The sequence below is a fragment of the Paractinoplanes maris genome, from assembly GCF_023544465.1.
Lineage (GTDB): Bacteria > Actinomycetota > Actinomycetes > Mycobacteriales > Micromonosporaceae > Actinoplanes > Actinoplanes maris.
The window spans coordinates 715498-733785 of record NZ_JALPVL010000002.1 but is presented as its reverse complement, the minus strand read 5'-3'; the positions used below and the strand labels follow the sequence as shown (position 1 = coordinate 733785).

The window sequence follows — 18288 nt, the reverse complement described above, 5'->3', positions numbered from 1 at the left end:
GGCGGAGAACTACCGTGTCGGAGTGATCTACCTCGGCGGTGGCGGCAGCGAGCACGACGAGTCCGCGTTGTGGGACGAGGTCTTTCTTCCCGGCGTCCGCCTCGCTGTCTGGCCCGAGGCCATGCCGCGTCCACAGTGGCCGGACACGCGGCGGTGGTTCGAGGCGGCTCTGGAGCCCCGCGGCTGGTTCACTTTTGTCGACGCCTGGGCCGATGCGGAGGTGGTCGTCATCCCCGGCGGGAACACCTTTGATCTGCTCCACGCCGTGCGGGACAGGCTGACCGATCTTCAGGCTTTCGTCCGGCGCGGCGGGCACGTCTACGGCGGAAGCGCGGGCGCCATCGTGCTGGGCGCCGACATAGCGATCGCCGGCCTCCTCGACCCCGACAACATCGGCCTGACCGACACCAGGGGCGCCGGCCTGCTCTCGGGTTGCGTGGTCCTTCCGCACTACACCGCCGACCAGGAATCCGTTGCCCGGGCGCAGAACGCGACCGTGCTGGCGATCCCGGAGACGGCCGGTGTCGTCGTCGACGGCGCACGGGCCCGCAACGCCGGTCCCTCTCCCGTTCACGTCATCACGCCGGACGCGGTGACCCCCTACGCCGCCGGTGCCACCTTTACGCTGGGCACGTGCTGATCCCGACGCGCCCAGCCTTTCGGCGCGGCCTGACTGTCACGCGTCGGGTGGGGCGGCCAGATCGCGGTAGGCGGGGCGGAGCAGGTCGGTCAGCGGGATGTGGCGGACACGCACCGGCGGAGCGTCCAGGGCGCGGAGCAGAAGCTCGGGTGGGGCGGTGACGCGGGCCGGGCGTTCGCGCAGGCGGCTCAGGCTGATCGCGGGGGTGTAGAAGTCGGTGAGGTGATCGTCCAATGCGGACTCGTCGACAGCCAGGGGATCCACCGGCGGGGTGGGCTCGGGGGTGCCGCGCAGGGCGTCGAGCAAAGCCTCCCGCGGGCGGCCGCGCCAGGCCAGCACCAGGAACGGGTCGTCGTCGAAGGCCTCGGCCAGCACGTAGAGAACGGCCGAACCGTGCTTGCAGGGCACGCTCCAATCAGGACAGCTGCACCGGATGTCCAGGCGCTCGGGGAAAAGCGGTGCCTCGTGCGCGGTGAACAGGTCGACGATCTCGTGCGGCATCTCGCCCGCGAGCAGGGCCGCGCGATAGAGCGCCTGCGAGCCCAGGGCCTCCGTCAGCTCCGTCCACTGTGTCTCATCGAACGCGGCGATCTCGATCGTGACCTCGTACGGCTGGGGGCGTGAGCCCTGCACCCGCGCGGTGACCCGGCCGGGAGCGAGCGCGAAATCCATCACCTGGCCCTTGCGGGCATAGGCCCGGCCGCGGGCCAGGCGGCCGCCGTCGCAGATCTGCTCGAGCACGTCGACGAACCGGCGCGACCACCACTGCTCGCCGATCTTGCCGCGCTTGGCCCGGACGGCGATGCCGCCCTCGACCTCGATGGCCCGGCCGCCCTCGAAGAAACGGCCGTCACGATCGATCGGCATGTCAGCGCACCGCCGCCGGGTCGAGCGCGAACAGCTCGCGCAACTGGTCGGTGTTCAGGTCGGTGATCCAGTCCTCGCCGGTGCCGACGACCGACGAGGCGAGCGCCTTCTTCCGCTCGATCATGGCGTCGATCTTCTCCTCCAGCGTCCCGGTGCAGATGAACTTGCGGACCTGCACGTTGCGCGACTGTCCGATGCGGAACGCCCGATCGGTCGCCTGGTTCTCGACGGCCGGATTCCACCACCGGTCGAAGTGGACGACGTGGTTGGCCGCGGTCAGGTTGAGACCGGTGCCGGCCGCCTTGAGGGAGAGCAGGAACAGCATCGGCTCGTCGTCGGTCTGGAACCGCTCGACCAGATCGTCGCGTTTCGCCTTCGACAGTCCACCGTGGAGCCAAAGGACCGGGCGGTCCAGATGCGCCGCGAGATAGGGCTGGAGCAGCGAGCCCCATTCCGCGTACTGGGTGAAGACCAGCGCCTTGTCGCCGTCCTCGATGATCTCCTCGGCGAGTTCCTCGAGGCGGGCCAGCTTGCCCGATCGGGCGGGCAGGCGCGAGCCGTCCTTGAGCAGGTGGGCGGGGTGGTTGCAGACCTGCTTGAGCTTGGTCATCGCGGCCAGCACGTTGCCCCGGCGCTGGATGCCCTCGCTGCCCGAGATCGCCTCCATCATGTCCTCGACGACGGCTTGATAGAGCGTGGCCTGCTCGGGGGTGAGCGTGCACCACACCTTCATCTCGTTCTTCTCGGGCAGATCCGAGATGATCGTCTTGTCGGTCTTGAGGCGGCGCAGGACGAACGGGCCGGTGGCCCGCTTGAGCGCGGCGGCGGCATCCTCGTCCTGACGCACCTCGATCGGCTCCTGGAAGCGGCGCCGGAACCGCTTGGCCGGTCCGAGCAGACCGGGATTGCAGAAGTCCATGATGGACCACAACTCGGCCAGGTGGTTCTCGACCGGCGTGCCGGTGAGGGCGAGCCGGGTGCGGGCGGGCACGGCGCGGACAGCTTGGGCCTGGCGCGTCCCGCTGTTCTTGATGGCTTGCGCCTCGTCACAAGCCACGCGTCCCCAGTGGACGCTCTTGAGTGCTTCCAGATCGCGCACGGCCGTGCCGTACGTGGTCAGGACGAGGTCGGCGTGGCCGACCGCGGCCTCGAAGTCGGCCCCGCGCTGCCGGGTCGAGCCGTGATGCACATAGACCCGGAGGCTGGGCGCGAACCGCGCGGCCTCCTTCTGCCAGTTGCTGACCAGAGACATAGGACAGATGAGCAGGGTCGGGGCCACGATCGACGCGTCGACGAAGGCGGCCGCTAACGAACCCGGGGCGGCGGCCGGCGCGGGCTGGGTCTCGGCCCGCTCGGCCAGCAGCAGGGACAGGGTCTGGGCCGTCTTGCCCAGGCCCATGTCGTCGGCCAGGATGCCGCCCAGGCCCAGCCGGGACAGGAAGTGCAGCCAGGAGAGGCCGCGTTCCTGGTAGGGGCGCAGGCTGCCCTGGAAGGTGGGCGGCGTCGGGACCGGGGTCAGCCGCTCGGCCGCCTGCCCGGAGAGCAGGTCGCCCAGCATGCCGTCGGCGTCGACCTCGACCAGTGGCAGGTCCTCGTCGCCCCCGTCGACGACCTGCTGCAGCACCTCACCGGCGGTCAGCTCGCCCTCGCGCCGCCGGCCGACGGCCTTGAGGGCGGCCCGCAGCTGGCGGTCGTCGAGCTCGACCCACTGCCCGCGCACCCGCACGAGCGGCACCTTGAGCCGGGCCAGCTCGGCCAGCTCCTCGGCGGTGACCGCGGCCTCACCGATGACCAGGTCGAGCCGGAAGTCGACCAGCTCGTCGAGCCCGAAGCCGGAATCGGCCATCGCCTTGGCCCCGCTGCCGCGCGACTTGGACCGGGTGGTCAGCTTGAGCCCGACCGCCTTGCGGCCCGCCCAGGCCGGCAGCTGCACGCCGAACCCGGCCGCCTGCAGCAGCGGCGCCGCCTGCTGAAGGAACTCGTGCGCCTCGGAGGTGTCGAGCTCCATCGCCGCGGGTTCCTGATCCTGCAGGGCGACGTGCAGCAGCCGGAACAGTCGCACCGCCCGGCCGAGCCCGGCCAGCAACGTCTCGTCGGGCCGCGGCGGCAAGCCGGGGAAGCGGCCGCCGGCCCACACGTCCTCGGCCGGGAGATAGAGGCTGGGATCCTCGGCCGACTGCAGAGCGAACTCGAGGCCCCACAGATCGGTCTCCGGCGCCGGCTCGCGCAGCCGGAAGCTGACCCGGATCGGCCCGTTGGCCTCGTGCGCCGCTCGCAGCCACTCGTCGAGCGCGGACCGCAGGTCGCGCTCCTCGGCCGGCCGGGCGCCGGGCAGGGCCGGGTCGTCGGCGGTCAGCGCGGCTATCCACCGGTCGGGCAGCGGTGCCTTGGGGCCGGCCCGGTGCCCGATCAGGATCCGCTCGGGCATGAGCGTTCGCGCGGCCCCGTCGACCAGCGCGGCCAGCGCGTCCCGGAGCGTCCCGGCCACGCCGCCGCCGGCCGCCCGGACGACGGCCGGCATGGCGGTGGCGAAGTCGCGGTAGGTCGCGGCGTCGGCGCCGGTGACGACCGGGCGCCACCGGGCGGCGGGCACGCCGGCCTCGGTCACCAGCTGCGGCAGCAGCCGGCCACGACGGGCCAGGTCGCAGGCGTGACCGGCCAGCACGCAGAGATAGCGCAGCGACGAGGAGGCCAGCCAGGAACCGCCGGGATCGGGGTCGGCGAGCGAACTCAGCGCGGTCAGCGCGGCGTCGCCCGGGACCAGCAGGACCGGCACGCCCCACGGGGCGAGGCGGACACCGCGGGTGGCGGGCTCGGCACCGGTGTCGGGGGAGGGCAGTGGGCCACGGGCCGTGCCGGGCAGCTGAAGGACCTGCGAGCCGGCCGTGGCCGGGGCGAGCGCGTCGCCGAGGTCCCCGGACGACTCGCTGAGGGTCGTGAGCAGCGCCTCGGCGGCGACGGCGAAGGGATGTGGCCGCTGCTGGGCCCGGGAGCCGGTGGTCAGGGGAAGGGCCGGGTCCTCGGCCCAGAGCGCGAGCTGACCCGGCCGGTCCGCGCCCGGCACCCAGCCGCCATGCACGACGAGCACTTCCACCCCCTGGAGAACCCATCGAGAGTAACGAGGCGGCACCCGAAGTGCTCATTGCCACGCGACCGGCACACTGACGTCCGGGCCGGAGGGGACGTAACCTCGACAGCGTGACGGCGAACCCGGAGATCGACAGCATTCTGCAGCGAGCCGCCGACGGCGGGCGGATCACCCCCGAGGAGGCGCTGCTCATCTACACGGACGCCCCGTTCCACGCGCTGGGCGAGGCCGCCGATGCCGTCCGGCGGCGGCGTCACCCCGAGGGCGTCGTCACCTACCTGATCGACCGCAACATCAACTACACGAATGTCTGCGTGACGGCCTGCAAGTTCTGCGCCTTCTTCCGCGCGCCCAAGCACAACGAGGGCTGGGTCCACCCGATGGCGGAGATCCTGCGCCGCTGTGGCGAGGCGATCGACCTCGGCGCGACCCAGGTGATGTTGCAGGGCGGCCACCACCCCGAGTTCGGGGTGGAGTATTACGAGGAGCTCTTCTCGTCGGTCAAGCAGGCCTATCCGCAGCTGGCGATCCACTCGATCGGCCCGAGCGAGATCCTGCACATGGCCAAGGTCTCCGGGGTCTCGATCGAGGACGCGGTCGTGCGGATCAAGGCGGCCGGGCTCGACTCGATCGCCGGGGCCGGCGCCGAGATGCTGCCCGACCGCCCGCGCCAGGCGATCGCCCCGCTCAAGGAGAGCGGCGCCCGCTGGCTCGAGGTGATGGCGGTGGCCCACCGCAACGGGCTCTCGTCGACGGCCACGATGATGATGGGCACCGGCGAGACCCACACCGAGCGCATCGAGCACATCCGCATGATTCGCGACGTGCAGGATCTGGCCGTGGCCAACGGCTACCGCGACGACGCCGTCGAGACCTCGCACGAGGTGGGCGGGTTCCGGGCTTTCATCCCGTGGACCTACCAGCCGGAGAACAACCACCTCAAGGGCCGGACCCAGGCCACCACGATGGAATACCTGCGGTTCCTGGCCATGTCGCGGCTGTTCTTCGACAATGTCTCGCACCTGCAGGCGTCCTGGCTGACCACCGGCAAGGACGTCGGCCAGCTGTCGCTGCACCTCGGTGTCGACGACCTCGGCTCGATCATGCTGGAGGAGAACGTGATCTCCTCGGCCGGCGCCCGGCACCGGTCCAACCTGCACGAGCTGATCTGGATGATCCGCACCGGCGACCGCATCCCGGCCCAGCGCGACACGCTCTACCGCCACCTGGCCGTGCACCACACGCCGGCCGACGACCCGACCGACGACCGCGTGGTCTCGCACTTCTCATCGATCGCGATGCCCGGTGGCGGCGCCGGCCGCCGGGAGCTTCCGCTGGTCGAGGCGTCCTGACGTCCAGTCGCGGTTGACCGTTCGGTCAGGTCCCCCTCGCCGAACCGGGGAGGGTGGGTTGCTCCTTCGTAACGAGGGACGTGAACCTCTGTTGCCGGTGTTGCAGGCCTGGTTACGGTGCCTGCGTACCACCGAAAACTTCATCCCCGGGATCTGATCAACCCGGTGATGGTCGCGGACCCGACCGATGGCGGTCGTATATATAACGCACAAGGAACGGGCGGGATGGGTCACCATCCCGCCCGTTCTGTATGTGCGGCCTTCAGTCCGTTTCAGGGCGGCGGGTGGGGTGGTCGGATGGAGGTGAGAGAGTTGACTGTGTGACGCGCGCAGACCTGGACAAGCAGCCGCACGAGGTCGCCGAGATGTTCGACGGCGTGGCCGAGCGGTACGACCTGACCAACACGGTGCTGGCCTTCGGGCAGGACCGGGGATGGCGGCGGGCCACCCGGGCCGCGCTGGGGCTGCGGCCGGGCGAGCGCGTGCTGGATGTGGGTGCGGGCACCGGCATCTCGACCGAGGAACTGGGGCGCTCGGGCGCGTTCGCGGTGGGGGCCGACCTGTCCACCGGCATGTTGCGCGCCGGGCGCCGGGCGCGGCCGGAGGTGCCGCTGGTCGCCGGGGACGCGCTACGGCTGCCGTTCGCCGACGAGACCTTCGACGCGGTCACGATCTCCTTCGCCCTGCGCAACGTCGTCGACGTCGAGGGCGCGCTGCGGGAGCTCGGCCGGGTCACCCGGCCCGGTGGGCGGCTGGTCGTCTGCGAGTTCAGCCACCCGACCTTCGCGCCCTTCCACACCGTCTACATGCAGTACGTCATGCGCTCGCTGCCGGCGGTGGCCCGCAGCGTGTCGAGCAACCCCGACGCGTACGTCTATCTCGCCGAATCGATCCGCGCCTGGCCCGACCAGCGGGGACTGGCCGCGCGGGTGGCCGGGGCGGGGCCGTGGAGCCGCGTGGGCTGGCGGAACCTGAGCGGCGGCATCGTGGCTCTGCACCGGGCGACCAAGGCCTGAGCCCCGGCTCCGGGCCGGGCCGGATCTGCCCGGTGCGGCCTTGGGGGCCGAAAGAGGGTAAAAGCGCGCTTCGGCCCCAAAACGCGCCGGGCGGTGCTTGGCTCGATTCATGACGACGATCGGGCACCTCGAAGACACCGACATCGACATCGCGATCGACGAGAGCGACGCCGGTGAGCGCCGCGGCATGGAGCTCGCCACCCGCCTCCGCCTGGTCGCCGCGCAGGACCCCGAGCTGGCCCAGGAACTGGTCGACAGCCTGATCGTGGCGCTGGACAAGGCCCTGGACGGCAACTTCCGCGAGTACCTCGACGGAGAGGCCCGGGAGGCCGCCGACCGGGTGCTCGCGGACAACGCGTCACCCGGCGGAAACAGTTAGGGTTCCCTTACCGGAACGACCTTCGATGGCCGTCCTAGACTCCGACTTGGCGCGCTTGTGAACTGTTTCACGAGCCGTTGGGAGACGGAGGTGTGGTGTGCGCAACCAAGTACCATCCGGACTCATCGCCGACGAGGCTGATGTCATCGTCGTCGGGGCCGGTCCAGGTGGCTCAGCGGCGGCCTATCACATGGCGCGGCACGGACTTCGCGTCCTGCTGCTGGAAAAGACCGAATTCCCGCGGGAGAAGGTCTGCGGCGACGGGCTGACCCCGCGTGCCGTCCGTCAGTTGGTGCGGATGGGCATCGACACCTCGGAGAAGGCCGGCTGGCTGCAGAACAAGGGCCTGCGGGTGATCGGTGGCGGCGTCCGCCTCGAGCTCGACTGGCCCGATCTCGCCAGCTTCCCCAACTACGGCCTGGTCCGCACGCGCCTCGACTTCGACGACCTGCTCGCGCGCCGGGCCGTCGAGGCAGGCGTCATGCTGCGGACCGGTGTAAACGTGACCGGCCCGGTGCTCGACGACGACGGCCGGGCGATCGGGGTGCAGGCCAAGGTCGGCCCCGAGAAGGAGCCCGTGGAGTTCCGAGCCCCGCTGGTGATCGCCGCGGACGGCGTCTCGGGCAAGCTGCCGATCGCGATGGGCCTGACCAAGCGCGACGACCGCCCGCTGGGCGTGGCCGTCCGGCGCTATTACCACTCGCCGGTCCGCGCCGACGACGACTACCTCGAGTCCTGGCTCGAGCTGCGCAGTGCGTCCGACCGCAACCGCCTGCTTCCCGGGTATGGCTGGATCTTCGGCCTGGGCGACGGCCGGGTGAATGTGGGTCTCGGCATCCTCAACAGCTCCAGCGCGTTCGGTAAGACCAATTACCGCGCGATGCTCACCGACTGGCTGGCCGGGACGCCGGCCGACTGGGGCATGCGCGACGAGTCGAACGCGGACGGGCCGATCCTGGGCGCCGCGCTGCCGATGGGCTTCAACCGGGTTCCGCATTACACCCGGGGCCTGATGCTGGTCGGCGACTCGGGCGGCATGGTCAACCCGATGAACGGCGAGGGCATCGCCTACGCCATGGAGAGCGGCGAACTGGCGGCCGAGGTCGCCGTCCAGGCGCTCGCCCGTCCTGCCGGGGCGGATCGTGAGCGGGCGTTGCGGGCCTATCCGGCGGAGCTCAGCCTGCGGTTCGGCGGCTATTACCGGCTCGGTGGCGTCTTCGTGAAGTTGATCGGCAACCCGCAGATCATGCGGATCGCCACCAAACACGGCATGCCGCACCCCATGCTGATGCGGTTCGTTCTGAAACTGCTGGCCAACCTCACCGACCCGCGCGGCGGCGACGCGATGGACCGGGTGATCAACGGCCTCACCAAGGTTGCTCCGGCCGTATGAGCACCCCGCCCGCATATAGGTCAAAACGGACTAATAGTGTTAACCGGCTAATAGTCGAGCAGGAGAAACGATGACGGTCAATCCCTACGTCCCGATCGTCGGGTTACTGATCCTCGGCGCGCTCTTCGCGTTGTTCTCGGTGTCGATCGCGCCGATCGTCGGCCCGCACCGCTACAACCGCGCCAAACTCGACGCGTACGAGTGTGGCATCGAACCGGCTCCGCAGCCGGTCGGCGGCGGCCGGTTCCCGGTGAAGTTCTACCTGACCGCGATGCTCTTCATCATCTTCGACATCGAGACCATCTTCCTGTATCCGTGGGCCGTCAGCTTCGGAGCGCTGGGCCTGTTCGGATTCGTCGAGATGGTCCTCTTCATCGTCACCGTCTTCATCGCCTACACGTACGTGTGGCGACGTGGCGGACTCAACTGGGACTGACCCTGTTCCATTGGGCTTAAGCGAAAAGGCACAGTGTCATGGGTATCGAAGAGAAACTTCCTGCGGGAATCCTGCTCACCTCCGTCGAGAAGCTCTCGAACTGGGCTCGTAAGTCCTCGTTCTGGGGCGCGACCTTCGGTCTGGCCTGCTGCGCCATCGAGATGATGGCCGCCGGCGGACCGCACTACGACCTCGGCCGCTGGGGCATGGAGGTCTTCCGGGCCTCGCCCCGCCAGGCCGACCTGATGATCGTGGCCGGCCGGGTGAGCCAGAAGATGGCGCCGGTCGTCCGCCAGATCTACGACCAGATGCCCGAGCCGCGCTCGGTCATCTCGATGGGCGTGTGCGCCTCGTCCGGCGGCATGTTCAACAACTACGCGATCGTGCAGGGCGTCGACCACATCGTGCCGGTCGACATCTACCTGCCCGGCTGCCCGCCCCGGCCCGAGATGCTGATCGACGCCATCCTCAAGATGCGCGAGAAGGTCATGGCCGCCCCGCTCGGCCCGAACGGCAAGAAGATGCTGGAGGCCCGCAAGGCCGAGGGCAAGATGCCGATCGTCGCCGCGGGCGCGATGCCGTCGTCGTACCGGGTCGACAAGGTCCGGCGTGCGGAGTGGACCCAGGCGGTCAAGGAAGGCCGCGAGGAGCAGCTGCGCATCGAGAACTGGATGAAGCTTCAGCCCCACCTCCGGGAGGAGGGCAAGTGACGATCGAACCCAACGAGACCAGCACCGGTGGTGTGCCGGTCAGCGCCGACCCGGTCGGCGCCGACTTCGACGCGCCGGCCCAGGTGCCGTCGAGCCCGCGCAAGGGCATGTTCGGGATCACCGGCACCGGTGACGTCTCCGGTTTCGGCGGCCTGGTCCGCCGGCACGCCGAGGTGGTCGGCACCCCGAAGCCCTACGGCGGGTACTTCGACGAGGTCACCGACGCGCTCGAGGAGGCGTACCCGGGCTTCGCCGACGCCATCGAGAAGGTGGTCGTCGACCGGGACGAGCTGACCCTGCACATCAAGCCCGAGCGCATCGCCGAGGTCGCGCAGATCATGCGGGACGACGAGTCGCTGCGCTTCGAGCTGTGCTCGTCGGTGTCCGGCGTGGACTACCTGAACAGCGACGCGCGCCGCCTGCACGTGACCTACCACCTGGCGTCGATGACCTACCGCCGGCGCGTGCGCCTCGAGGTCGCCGTCCCGGCCGGTGGTTCGGTCCCGAGCGTCACCTCCATCTACCCGACCGCCGACTGGCAGGAGCGGGAGACGTACGACATGTTCGGAGTGATCTTCACGGGTCACCCGAACCTGACGCGGGTTCTCATGCCGGACGACTGGGAGGGCCACCCGCAGCGCAAGGACTATCCGCTCGGCGGCGTGCCCGTCGAGTACAAGGGCGCCGAGATTCCGCCTCCTGACCAGCGGAGGGTCTACCAATGACACAGTCCGGATACGCGAGCGAGCGAGAGACCACCGAGGGCCGCGTCTTCACGGTCACCGGTGGCGACTGGGACACCGTCACCGGCAGTGTCGACCCGCTGAGCAACGAGAAGATCGTCGTCAACATGGGTCCGCAGCACCCGTCGACCCACGGTGTGCTGCGGCTCGTCCTCGAGCTCGAGGGCGAGACGGTCCAGGAGGTCCGGCCGGTCGTCGGTTACCTGCACACCGGCATCGAGAAGAACCTCGAATACCGCAACTGGACGCAGGGCACGACCTTCGTGACCCGCGCCGACTATCTGGCGCCGCTGTTCAACGAGGCCGGCTACTGCCTCGCGGTCGAGAAGCTGCTGGGCATCACCGATCAGATCACCGAGCGGGCCAACACGATCCGGGTGCTCTTCATGGAGCTCAACCGGATCTCGTCGCACCTGGTCTGGCTGGCCACCACGGGCATGGAGCTCGGCGCCATCTCGATGATGCTGTACGGCTTCCGCGAGCGGGAGTACATCCTCGACATCTTCGAGGAGACCACCGGCCTGCGGATGAACCACGCGTACTTCCGCCCGGGCGGCGTCGCGCAGGACATCCCCGACTCGGCGATCAAAAAGATCCGCGACTTCCTGGTCTACCTGCCCAAGAAGCTCAAGGAGTACGAGGACATGCTCTCCGGCCAGGTCATCTGGCAGCAGCGCACCCAGGGCGTGGCCATCCTCGACGTCACCGGCTGCATCGCGCTCGGCGTGACCGGCCCGGTGCTGCGGGCCTCGGGCCTGGCCTGGGACCAGCGCAAGACGATGCCGTACTGCGGTTACGAGGAGTACGAGTTCGACGTGCCGACCGCGACGACGGCCGACGTCTGGGGCCGGTACCAGGTGCGCCTGGCCGAGATCCGGGAGTCGCTCAAGATCGTGGAGCAGGCGCTCGACAAGCTGCGGCCCGGCCCGATCTTCGTGGCCGACAAGAAGATCGCCTGGCCCGCGCAGCTGGCCGTCGGTCTCGACGGCATGGGCAACTCGCTCGAGCACGTGGCCAAGATCATGGGCCAGTCGATGGAGTCGCTCATCCACCACTTCAAGCTCGTCACCGAGGGCTTCCGGGTGCCGGCGGGGCAGGTCTACGTCTCGATCGAGCACCCGCGGGGCGAGCTGGGTGTGCACGCTGTCTCGGACGGCGGCACCCATCCCTACCGGGTCCACATGCGGGACCCGAGCTTCGTGAATCTCCAGGCCATCCCCGCGATGGCCGAAGGCGCCCTGCTGGCCGACGTGATCGCCGGCGGTGCGTCCCTGGACCCCGTGATGGGTGGTTGTGACCGCTGATGACCGACACCAAGCTCGAATTCTCCCCCGCCGCGTCCCCCCTGGCTGAGCGCCTGCTGCCGGCGGCGCTCGAGATCATCGCGCGCTACCCCGAGGGCCGCAGCCGCTCGGCGCTGCTCCCGCTGCTGCACCTGGTGCAGACCGAGGAGGGGCACGTCAGCCCCAACGGCGTGGCCTTCTGCGCCGAGGTGCTGGGCATCAACAAGGCCCAGGTCGGCGCGGTCGCCACGTTCTACACGATGTACAAGCGCCGGCCCACCGGCGAATACCTGGTCAGCGTCTGCACCAACACCCTGTGCAACGTGCTGGGCGGCCAGGAGGTCTACGACCAGTTGTCCGAGCACCTCGGTGTCGGGCACGACGAGACCACGGCCGACGGCCGCATCACGCTGGAGCACGCCGAGTGCCTGGCCGCCTGCGACTACGCGCCGGTGGTGACGGTCAACTACGACTTCGCGGTCGACCAGGCCACGCCCGAGACGGCGGTCGGCCTGGTCGACAAGCTGCGCTCCGGTGAGCGGCCGACGCCCACCCGGGGCGCGCGCATCTGCTCGCTCAAGGAGATGCAGACCCAGCTGGCCGGTTTCGACGACCTCCGCGAGGGCGCGGTGGCCGACGGCCCGGCCGGGGCGCCCACGCTGCGCGGGGTGACGCTGGCCCAGGAGCACGGTGTGGCGGTGGCCGACTTCAACCCCGACACCCCGATCACCAAGACCAAGCCTTCTCCGCGCGAGGAAGCCCGCACGGAGAACCGGGGCAAGGTCGCGACGGTTGTCGACAAGGCCGCGAGCGCGGTCAAGGCGGCGGCCGGCAAGGTCGAGGAGGTCGTCGAGCGCCGTTCGGCCAAGCAGGCCACCGACAACGCCGGCCAACCGGTCACCACCGGCGACGTCAAGGACCCTGAGACCCGTACGGCGGAGACGCGCAACCCCGACGCGAGCACCCCGGACCGCACGGGGACGACCGACGAGAAGAAGCCGGTGGCCACCAACCCGGCCGAGGCAGCCGGTGCCGCCGCCAACGAGACTGCCGGCGACGGCAAGCCGGCCGGCGACACCGAGCGCGGCGAAAGCATCGTCAGCCGCGAGGCAGCCGACCGGAAGTCCGGCGGCACGGACCCCAACCCGGGATGGCAGAACGTGCCCCGCGGCGAGAAGGAGGAGAAGTGACTCAGCCCCGGCGTGAGATTCTCCAGAAGCTGACCCCCGTCCTGACCAAGCGCTGGCTGTCGCCGGACGCCTGGAAGATGGAGGTCTACGAGCGACTCGACGGCTACGCGGCGCTCCGCAAGGCCCTCGACGTCCACCCCGACGACCTGATCCAGCTGATCAAGGACTCGGGTCTGCGCGGCCGTGGCGGCGCGGGATTCCCGACCGGTCTGAAGTGGGGCTTCATCCCGCAGGGGGACGGCAAGCCGCACTACCTCGTCATCAACGCCGACGAGGGCGAGCCGGGCACCTGCAAGGACCTGCCGCTGATGACCTACGACCCGCACTCGCTGGTCGAAGGGGCGATCATCGCGGCCTACGCGATCCGGGCCAACCGGGCCTTCATCTACATCCGCGGTGAGGCCGTGCACGCGGCCCGCCGGCTGCGCCACGCCGTGGCCGAGGCCAAGGCCAAGGGCTACCTCGGCACCAACATCCTGGGCTCGGGCTTCGACCTCGAACTGGTGGTGCACAGCGGCGCCGGCGCCTACATCTGCGGCGAGGAGACGGCACTGCTCGACTCGCTCGAGGGCTTCCGCGGCCAGCCCCGGCTGCGTCCGCCCTTCCCGGCGATCGCCGGCCTCTACGCCAGCCCCACGGTGGTCAACAACGTCGGCACCATCGCCTCGGTGCCGTACATCGTGCTCGGCGGTCCCGAGTGGTGGAAGAGCATGGGCACCGAGAAGTCGTCCGGCCCGATGATCTATTCGCTCTCCGGCCGGATCGCCAACCCCGGCCAGTACGAGTGCGGTCTCGGCATCACGCTGCGGGAGCTCATCGAGCTGGCCGGCGGCATGCAGCCCGGCCACAACCTGAAGTTCTGGACCCCCGGCGGCTCGTCGACCCCGCTGCTCACGGCCGAGCACATCGACACCGCGATGGACTTCGAGGGCGTCGCGGCGGCCGGGTCGATCCTGGGCACCACGGCGATGCAGATCTTCAGCGACCAGGACTGCCCGGTCTATGCGACCTGGCGGTGGCTCGAGTTCTATCACCACGAGTCGTGCGGCAAGTGCACCCCGTGCCGCGAGGGCAACTACTGGATGGTGCGGACCTACCGCCGGATCCTCTCCGGTGAGGGCACCCACCAGGACCTCGACACCCTGCAGGACACCGCCGACAACATCTTCGGCCGGTCGTTCTGCGGCCTGGGCGACGGCGCCGCGACGCCGGTCATGTCGACCCTGAAGTTCTTCCGCCAGGACTACCTGGACTACATCGAGGGCCGGACCGCTCCGCGGCTGTCCGCCAAGGCTCTGGTTGGAGCTCACTGATGACGGACGTTGCCAAGAAGACCGACGCTGATCCCAACCGCGGCGGAAAACCGAAAGATACTAATTCGGTCACTCTCACGATCGACGGCATCCAGGTCACCGCCGAGAAGGGCGAGCTGGTCATCCGGGTCGCCGAGCGGATGGGCATCGCGATCCCCCGGTTCTGCGACCACCCGCTGCTGGCCCCGGCCGGCGCCTGCCGCCAGTGCCTGGTCGACATCGAGGGCCAGCGCAAGCCGGTCGCCTCGTGCACCCAGACGGTGGCCGAGGGCATGGTGGTCAAGACCCAGCTCACGTCCGAGGTCGCGGCCAAGGCGCAGGGCGGCGTGATGGAGCTGCTCCTGGCCAACCACCCGCTGGACTGCCCGACCTGCGACAAGGGCGGCGAGTGCCCGCTGCAGAACCAGGCGATGACCAACGGGCGGGCCGACTCGCGCTTCAAGGAGCACAAGCGCGAGTACGAGAAGCCGATCCACATCTCCAGCCAGGTGCTGCTCGACCGTGAGCGCTGCATCCTCTGCCAGCGCTGCACCCGGTTCTCCGAGGAGATCGCCGGCGACAAGTTCATCGACCTGATGGACCGCTCGTCCGGCGAGCAGATCAACGTCTACCGGGACGACTTCTTCGGCGGCGAGGGCACGGGCGACGGCCAGGCCGGCGACGGCGAGGGCGACGTCCCCTTCAACTCCTACTTCTCGGGCAACACGATCCAGATCTGCCCGGTCGGTGCGCTCACCGGCGAGCAGTACCGGTTCCGGGCCCGCCCGTTCGACCTGGTCTCGACCACGACGGCCTGTGAGCACTGCGCGGCCGGCTGCTCGATGCGCGCCGACCACCGCCGCGGCAAGGTGCTGCGCCGGCTGGCGGGCGACGACCCGGCGGTCAACGAGGAGTGGAACTGCGACAAGGGCCGCTGGGGCTTCCAGTACCAGGTGGCGACCGACCGGATCACGACGCCGTTGCTGCGTGACGCCCGGACCGGTGAGCTGCGCGAGGTCTCCTGGAGCGAGGCGCTGCTGGCGGCGGCCGAGGGCCTCAAGGCGGCCAAGGGCGCCGGCGTCGGGGTGCTGACCGGTGGCCGGCTCACGGTCGAGGACGCGTACGCGTACGCGAAGTTCGCCCGGGTCGCGCTCGGCACGAACGACGTCGACTTCCGGTCGCGCCCGCTCAGCGCCGAGGAGGCCGACTTCCTCGCCTCCTCGGTCGCCGGGGTCGCCGACGTCACCTACGAGGACGTCGAGGACGCGCCGTCCGCGGTCATCGTCGGGCTCGAGCCCGAGGAAGAGTGCCCGATCCTGTTCCTGCGGATGCGCAAGGGTCACAACCGCAAGAAGCTGCAGGTCACCGCCGTTGCCCCGTATCTCTCCCGAGGTTTCGAGAAGCTCGGTGCGGCCCTGGTCGCGGCGGTGCCCGGCGACGAGGCACGGCTGCTGGCCGAGGACCCGGCGATCGCCGCCGCGCTGTCCGTGCCAGGTGCTCTGCTGTTCGTGGGCGAGCGTCTGGCCACCGTGCCCGGCGGTCTCTCGGCCGCCGCCGCACTCGCCGCCCGCACCGGTGCCCGCCTCGCGTGGGTGCCCCGCCGGGCCGGTGACCGCGGCGCGATCGACGCCGGTTGCCTGCCCAACCTGCTGCCGGGCGGCCGCCCGGTGAGCGACCCGGCGGCCCGCGCCGAGATGTCGATCGCCTGGAAGGTCGAGGCGGGCGCGCTGCCCAGCACGACGGGTCGCGACACCGACGCGATCGTCGCGGCGGCCGCGGCCGGTCAGCTCGGCGGCCTGCTGGTCGCCGGGGTCGACCCGGGTGACCTGGCCGACCCGCGGCTGGCCGAGCAGGCCCTCGACAACGCCGGCTTCGTGGTCAGCCTCGAACTGCGGCACAGCGCGGTCACCCGCCGCGCCGACGTCGTCTTCCCGGTCGCCCCGGCGGCCGAGAAGTCCGGCACCTTCCTCGACTGGGAGGGCCGGCTGCGCTCGTTCGGCACGGTCCTGCCGAGCACGGCGATGACCGACGGCCGGGTGCTCGAGGCGATCGGCGCGCTGATGGAGGTGACGCTCGGTACCGGCGACGTGATGACGATCCGCCGGGAACTGGGCGCCATGCCGGTCAGCAAGGCGGTCCGTCCGGTGGCCCCCGCGGTCGCCGCGGGCCCGCGGCCCGAGCCCGGCGAGCAGGAAGCCGTGCTGGCCACCTGGCACCAGCTGATCGACCTGGGCTCGATGACCGAGGGCGATGCGGTGCTCGCGGGCACCGCGCGGCCGCCGGTCGCCCGGATCGGCCGCGAGCTGGCCGCCACGCTCGGTGTCATCGACGGCGATGCGATCACCGTCGGCACCGACCGGGGTGCGATCACCCTGCCGGCTGCCATCACCGATCTGGCGCCGCGCGTGGTGTGGCTGCCCACCAACTCGCCCGGGTCGGCCCTGCGCCGCAGCCTCGGCGTCACCGCGGGTGCGACCGTCCGGCTCTCCGCCGGCCGGCCCGGCCCGGTCCTCGCGTCGGAGGTCAACTCATGAACACGTCGACTCTCGCGGCCCACGCCGTGGATCCGACGCTGCAGACGTTCGAGAACGACATCTGGTGGATCTCGCTCATCAAGCTGCTGGGCGTCTTCGTCCTGCTGCTTCTGCTGACGCTCTTCACGATCGTCTACGAGCGCAAGGTCGTGGCCCGGATGGCCGTCCGGCCCGGCCCCAACCAGGTCGGTCCCAAGGGCTGGCTGCAGAGTCTCACGGACGGCGTGAAGCTGCCGTTCAAGGAGGAGATCATCCCCAAGACGGCCGACAAGGTCGTCTACTTCATCGCCCCGGTGATCTCGGCGACGGTGGCCTTCACCGCCTTCTCGGTGATCCCGTTCGGCGGCGTGGTCAACATGTTCGGTCAGCAGACCGCGCTCCAGCTCACCGACGTGCCGGTCTCGGTGCTGGTGCTGCTGGCCTGCTCGTCGATGGCCGTCTACGGCGTGGTGCTCGCGGGCTGGGCGTCGGGCTCGACCTACCCGCTGCTGGGTGGTCTGCGGTCGAGTGCTCAGATGATCTCGTACGAGGTCGCGATGGGTCTGTCGATCGTGGCGGTCTTCATGACGGCCGGCTCGATGAGCACTTCACAGATCGTGGCCGCGCAGGCGCACGGCAACCCGGTCAACATCTTCGGCTGGGAGGTGACGACGCCGAGTTGGTACGCCGTACTGCTGCTGCCGAGCTTCATCATCTATTGCATCGCGGCCGTCGGTGAGACCAACCGGGCCCCGTTCGACCTGCCCGAGGCCGAGTCCGAGCTGGTCGGTGGTTTCCACACCGAGTACTCGTCGTTCAAGTTCGCGCTGTTCTTCCTGGCCGAGTACATCAACATGATCACCGTCTCGGCTTTCGCGACCACGCTGTTCCTCGGCGGCTGGCGGGCTCCGTGGCCGATCACGTGGTTCTGGGAGGGCGCGAACTCCGGTTACTTCGCGCTGATCTGGTTCTTCGTCAAGGTGCTGATCCTGCTCTTCGGCTTCATCTGGCTGCGGGCGACCCTGCCCCGGATGCGCTACGACCAGTTCATGCGCTTCGGCTGGAAGGTCCTCATCCCGGTCAACCTGGTGTGGATCCTCTTCCTGAGCTACATCAAGGTCGCCAACAACGAGTTCTCGCAGCAGGCCAAGTGGTTCTCGATCGTCGGCATCGTGATCGTGATCCTGCTGGTCGCCATGCTCTGGCCGGCCGCCCGTAAGCCACGCCAGCTCTCGATCGAGGAAGAGCTGGCCGCGCGACCACCGGGAAGCTTCCCGGTGCCACCGATGGATCTCCAGGTTCCCCCCAGTCCACGGGCCCGGCGGGCGGTGGCCGAACGCACTCCGGCCGCAGTCGGGTCTCCTGACGAAAACAAGGAGGTGTGAC

At 69.9% G+C, this 18288-nt stretch carries 15 protein-coding genes; 13 read left to right on the top strand and 2 right to left on the bottom strand.

The window, feature by feature from the left end; translation table 11 throughout:
* The first annotated feature begins 22 nt into the window (after positions 1-22).
* Positions 23-640, top strand: coding sequence for a Type 1 glutamine amidotransferase-like domain-containing protein (locus NAG42_RS08325; protein WP_250029223.1), 618 nt, complete (start codon positions 23-25; stop codon positions 638-640).
* 36 nt (positions 641-676) lie between these two features.
* Here the strand turns inward: NAG42_RS08325 and NAG42_RS08320 are convergent, their stop codons facing one another.
* On the bottom strand, positions 677-1507 hold the full coding sequence (locus NAG42_RS08320) for an SWIM zinc finger family protein (RefSeq protein WP_250029222.1): 831 nt from the start codon (positions 1505-1507) through the stop codon (positions 677-679).
* A gap of 1 nt (position 1508) precedes the next feature.
* On the bottom strand, positions 1509-4595 hold the full coding sequence (locus NAG42_RS08315) for an SNF2-related protein (protein ID WP_250029221.1): 3087 nt from the start codon (positions 4593-4595) through the stop codon (positions 1509-1511).
* 110 nt (positions 4596-4705) lie between these two features.
* Here NAG42_RS08315 and mqnC point away from each other — a divergent pair, with 110 nt between their 5' ends.
* From mqnC to nuoH, 12 genes are all read left to right on the top strand, one after another.
* Positions 4706-5947 carry a cyclic dehypoxanthinyl futalosine synthase gene (gene mqnC / locus NAG42_RS08310; protein ID WP_250029220.1) on the top strand — a complete coding sequence of 414 codons (1242 nt, stop codon included), beginning with the start codon at positions 4706-4708 and terminating at the stop codon, positions 5945-5947.
* A gap of 320 nt (positions 5948-6267) precedes the next feature.
* Positions 6268-6963, top strand: a complete 696-nt coding sequence (locus NAG42_RS08305; RefSeq protein WP_308201126.1) for a demethylmenaquinone methyltransferase — start codon at positions 6268-6270, stop codon at positions 6961-6963.
* A 109-nt stretch (positions 6964-7072) separates the two neighbouring features.
* A complete protein-coding gene (locus NAG42_RS08300; protein WP_250029219.1) occupies positions 7073-7342 on the top strand; it encodes a death domain-containing protein in 270 nt (89 codons plus the stop codon).
* Between the two features lie 97 nt (positions 7343-7439).
* Positions 7440-8735: a geranylgeranyl reductase family protein gene (locus tag NAG42_RS08295; protein WP_250029218.1), complete on the top strand. Its 1296-nt coding sequence runs from the start codon at positions 7440-7442 to the stop codon at positions 8733-8735.
* 70 nt (positions 8736-8805) lie between these two features.
* Positions 8806-9171 carry an NADH-quinone oxidoreductase subunit A gene (locus tag NAG42_RS08290; protein WP_221379813.1) on the top strand — a complete coding sequence of 122 codons (366 nt, stop codon included), beginning with the start codon at positions 8806-8808 and terminating at the stop codon, positions 9169-9171.
* Between the two features lie 38 nt (positions 9172-9209).
* Positions 9210-9881 carry a NuoB/complex I 20 kDa subunit family protein gene (locus NAG42_RS08285; RefSeq protein WP_250029217.1) on the top strand — a complete coding sequence of 224 codons (672 nt, stop codon included), beginning with the start codon at positions 9210-9212 and terminating at the stop codon, positions 9879-9881.
* A complete protein-coding gene (locus NAG42_RS08280) occupies positions 9878-10606 on the top strand; it encodes an NADH-quinone oxidoreductase subunit C (RefSeq protein WP_250029216.1) in 729 nt (242 codons plus the stop codon). The genes NAG42_RS08285 and NAG42_RS08280 overlap by 4 nt, the downstream gene beginning before the upstream one ends.
* Complete coding sequence (locus tag NAG42_RS08275) at positions 10603-11928, top strand: NADH-quinone oxidoreductase subunit D (protein ID WP_250029215.1); 1326 nt, start codon at positions 10603-10605, stop codon at positions 11926-11928. Before NAG42_RS08280 ends, NAG42_RS08275 begins: the two co-directional genes overlap by 4 nt.
* Positions 11928-13097, top strand: coding sequence for an NADH-quinone oxidoreductase subunit NuoE (gene nuoE, locus NAG42_RS08270; RefSeq protein WP_250029214.1), 1170 nt, complete (start codon positions 11928-11930; stop codon positions 13095-13097). Before NAG42_RS08275 ends, nuoE begins: the two co-directional genes overlap by 1 nt.
* Positions 13094-14410 (top strand): NADH-quinone oxidoreductase subunit NuoF, encoded by a 1317-nt coding sequence (gene nuoF / locus NAG42_RS08265; RefSeq protein ID WP_250029213.1) that lies wholly within the window; start codon positions 13094-13096, stop codon positions 14408-14410. The genes nuoE and nuoF overlap by 4 nt, the downstream gene beginning before the upstream one ends.
* The gene (locus NAG42_RS08260; protein WP_250029212.1) at positions 14410-16923 is read left to right on the top strand and encodes an NADH-quinone oxidoreductase subunit G; all 2514 of its coding nucleotides are present in this window, start codon (positions 14410-14412) and stop codon (positions 16921-16923) included. The genes nuoF and NAG42_RS08260 overlap by 1 nt, the downstream gene beginning before the upstream one ends.
* Complete coding sequence (gene nuoH, locus NAG42_RS08255) at positions 16920-18287, top strand: NADH-quinone oxidoreductase subunit NuoH (RefSeq protein WP_250029211.1); 1368 nt, start codon at positions 16920-16922, stop codon at positions 18285-18287. The genes NAG42_RS08260 and nuoH overlap by 4 nt, the downstream gene beginning before the upstream one ends.
* The last annotated feature ends 1 nt before the right edge of the window (position 18288 follow it).

Excerpts from the sequence above, each read along its gene's own strand:
- nuoH (WP_250029211.1), top strand. The coding sequence starts at position 16,920 with ATGAACACGTCGACTCTCGCGGCCCACGCCGTGGATCCGACGCTGCAG.
- NAG42_RS08285 (WP_250029217.1), top strand. The coding sequence starts at position 9,210 with ATGGGTATCGAAGAGAAACTTCCTGCGGGAATCCTGCTCACCTCCGTC.
- NAG42_RS08300 (WP_250029219.1), top strand. The coding sequence starts at position 7,073 with ATGACGACGATCGGGCACCTCGAAGACACCGACATCGACATCGCGATC.
- NAG42_RS08290 (WP_221379813.1), top strand. The coding sequence starts at position 8,806 with ATGACGGTCAATCCCTACGTCCCGATCGTCGGGTTACTGATCCTCGGC.
- nuoE (WP_250029214.1), top strand. The coding sequence starts at position 11,928 with ATGACCGACACCAAGCTCGAATTCTCCCCCGCCGCGTCCCCCCTGGCT.
- NAG42_RS08275 (WP_250029215.1), top strand. The coding sequence starts at position 10,603 with ATGACACAGTCCGGATACGCGAGCGAGCGAGAGACCACCGAGGGCCGC.
- NAG42_RS08320 (WP_250029222.1), bottom strand. The coding sequence starts at position 1,507 with ATGCCGATCGATCGTGACGGCCGTTTCTTCGAGGGCGGCCGGGCCATC.
- NAG42_RS08260 (WP_250029212.1), top strand. The coding sequence starts at position 14,410 with ATGACGGACGTTGCCAAGAAGACCGACGCTGATCCCAACCGCGGCGGA.